The following is a 2,898-nucleotide window of genomic DNA, read 5'->3' as shown; positions in this document are numbered from 1 at the left end:
AAAGGCACCCGCGCTCGATGCCGCGCCCCTGGTGATGACGTTGATGACGCCGTTGACGGCATTGGCGCCCCAGAGCGTTGCGCCGGGTCCGCTGATGACCTCGATCCGCTCGATGTCGTCGGGAAGAAGGTCGGGAAGGTCCCAGTACACACCGGAGAACAAGGGCGTGTAGACGGTGCGCCCGTCGATGAGCACCAGCAGCTTGTTCGAATAGCTCTGCGACGACGGCAGCCCGCTGAATCCGCGCGCGGTGACGACCCAGTTTGACGGGCTCGATTGATAGACCTGGAGGTTGGGCGCGAGCCGGAGGATCTCCGGGATCGTCACGGCTCCCGAGCGGACGATCTGGTCGTGGTCGATGACATAGAGCGCCGCCGGCACCGAGCTCAGCGGCTCGTCCCGCTTGGACGCTGAGCGAACCTGGATCTGCGCGAGCTGCTCGATCGAGAGGTCGTTCAGGTCTTCCCCCGACGCCGGTTGCGGCAGGGCATCGGCGAAGGGCGGCGCCGCGAGCAGGATGCCGACGGCGATTCCAGTCGCTGCCAGGCGCCTGCGAAACCGCCGCATCTCGACCCCTCCCGACGACAAGCAACCGAAAACTCCGGCCGGAGAAGAGCCTCCTATGCCCCAAGCGCGGGTATCCGCAACGCCTACGGAACAAAGCCCGTGGTCATTTCCGCCCGAAGAGCCGCTCGATGTCCCCGTGCGCCAGCTTCACCCAGGTCGGCCGGCCGTGGTTGCATTGACCCGAGCGGGGCGTGACTTCCATCTCGCGAAGGAGTGCGTTCATTTCGGCGACTGAGAGAATACGTCCGGCGCGGACCGAGCCGTGGCAGGCAATCGTCGCCGCGACATGGTCGAGGCGATCGCGGAGGCTGAGCGGCCCGCCGAGCTCGGCGATTTCACCAGCAAGGTCAGCGGCGAGCGCCTTCACGTCGGTCTTGCCAAGGGCCGCCGGAATCGAGCGGACCAGCATCGACGTTGGCCCAAATCGCTCGATCTCGAAGCCCATCCCGGCAAGCTCTGCAGCCGCGCCTTCCAGCCGGTCGCAATCAGGTTCGTCCAGTTCGACTACTTCCGGAATCAGCAGCGCCTGGCCGGCTATCGAGCCGCCCTCGCGCGCGGAGCGCATGCGTTCGAGGACGAGCCGCTCGTGGGCGGCGTGCTGGTCGACGATGACGAGACCATCCTCCGCCTCGGCGACGATATAGGTTGCCGCGACCTGCCCGCGAGCGACGCCGAGCGGGTAGCGCCGAACCGGCGCAACGGCAGGCTCGGCGCGGGCGGCAGGCGCGTGTTCGAAGAGATGCTGGGCTTCGGCGACACCCCCACTCGTCACTCCCGCGAAGGCGGGAGCCCAGTTTTCTTGTTGGGCTGGGTCCTCGCCTGCGCGGGGATGACGAACAAGGTTCTGGTCGTGCATCGCGCTACTCGTCCACATCACCGGCGCAGCCGATTGCTCGCGTGCGGCGCTGCGCTGGCTCTCGGCGTCGAGCGCTCGCCTCAGGCCGCCGATGATGAGCCCGCGCACCGCGGATGGATCGCGGAAACGCACCTCGGTCTTGGCCGGGTGGACGTTCACATCGACCTCGTCGAGCGGCGCGTCTAGGAATAGTGCCGCGATCGGGTGGCGGTCACGAGCGATGAGGTCACGATAGGCGCCTCGGAGCGCACCGACGAGCAGCCGGTCCCTCACGGGTCGCGAATTGACGAAGAGGAATTGCTGGTCGGCCAGCCCTCGATTGAACGTCGGCAGGCTCACGACGCCCGTCAGACGCAACCCCTCGCGCTCGCAGTCGATGCCCACCCCGTGCCGCTCTAGCTCGTGCGCGAGCAGCTCGGCCACCCGCGCTGGCGCCTCGGCGGGCCGGAGCGTGAGAATTCGCCGGCCGTCATGGTCCAAGGTGAAACCAACATCGCTCCGCGCCATCGCGAGGCGCTTCACCGCGTCGAGGCAGGCGGCATATTCCGCCCGGGCACTGCGCAGGAACTTGCGGCGTGCCGGCACCCGCGCGAACAGCTCCTCGACGAGGATGCGCGTCCCGGGGGGGAGCGCCGCCGGCCCCTCGCCCGCCGGCTTCCCGTTGTCGACGATCCGCGACCAGCCATCGGCGCCCCGCACGCGGCTCTCCACGGTCAGCCGCGCGACGCTGGCGATCGACGGCAAGGCCTCGCCGCGAAAGCCAAGCGTCGAGACATTCTCGATCGCCCCATTGTCCCATAAAGCCTCGGGCAGCTTCGAGGTGGCATGGCGCTCGAGCGCCAGCGCCATCTCGGCCGGCGCCATGCCGCAGCCATTGTCGACGACCTCGATCCGACCGATGCCGCCAGCGGCGAGCGCGACGGCGATGCGGCTCGCCCCGGCGTCGATCGCATTTTCGACCAGTTCCTTGAGCGCGCTCGCCGGCCGCTCGACCACCTCGCCGGCGGCGATGCGGTTGACGAGATGCTCGGGGAGGCGGCGGATTGACATCGCGCCCGGTTCTAGCCCATCGGGCCGCATCCCGCGAGACTTGTCGGCGGCGCACGCGCGGAACGTGTCGCCGCAATGGAACCGTTTGGTAACCAAACATCTTAACTGTTTGGTGGACGCCAAGCGCGAGGACACCCTATAGAAAGGATCGGCGTGCGAAGGCGGGATTCGGCGCCATGCCGTATCCATGAAAGCGAGAGCATCTCAATGACCTTTCTGCGTTTTTTCAAGCTCCCCTCCCACGACATGGCGATCGACCTCGGCACTGCGAACACGGTTGTGTACGTGCGCGGCCGCGGCGTCGTCCTCAACGAGCCGTCGGTGGTCGCGATCGAGACGCTGAACGGCGTCAAACGGGTCAAGGCGGTCGGCGACGACGCCAAGATGATGATGGGCAAGACGCCCGACCAGATCGAGGCGATCCG

At 67.5% G+C, this 2,898-nt stretch carries 3 protein-coding genes; 1 reads left to right on the top strand and 2 read right to left on the bottom strand.

The features are described 5' to 3' along the window. Positions 1 to 567 (bottom strand): TonB-dependent receptor plug domain-containing protein (locus JOZ79_RS11670; protein WP_294074317.1); only part of this gene is annotated, 567 nt, incomplete at its 3' end. Positions 568 to 670: 103 nt separating this feature from the next. Further along, positions 671 to 2,473, bottom strand: coding sequence for a DNA mismatch repair endonuclease MutL (mutL, locus tag JOZ79_RS11665; RefSeq protein WP_294074315.1), 1,803 nt, complete (start codon positions 2,471 to 2,473; stop codon positions 671 to 673). Between the two features lie 207 nt (positions 2,474 to 2,680). Between mutL and JOZ79_RS11660 the strand changes: the two genes are divergently transcribed. Beyond that, positions 2,681 to 2,898 (top strand): rod shape-determining protein (locus JOZ79_RS11660; RefSeq protein WP_294074313.1); only part of this gene is annotated, 218 nt, incomplete at its 3' end.

It is taken from the genome of Sphingomonas sp. (assembly GCF_019242355.1).
Lineage (GTDB): Bacteria > Pseudomonadota > Alphaproteobacteria > Sphingomonadales > Sphingomonadaceae > Sphingomicrobium.
This window is presented reverse-complemented; position numbering and strand designations above follow the sequence as displayed.

Excerpts from the sequence above, each read along its gene's own strand:
- mutL (WP_294074315.1), bottom strand. The coding sequence starts at position 2,473 with ATGTCAATCCGCCGCCTCCCCGAGCATCTCGTCAACCGCATCGCCGCC.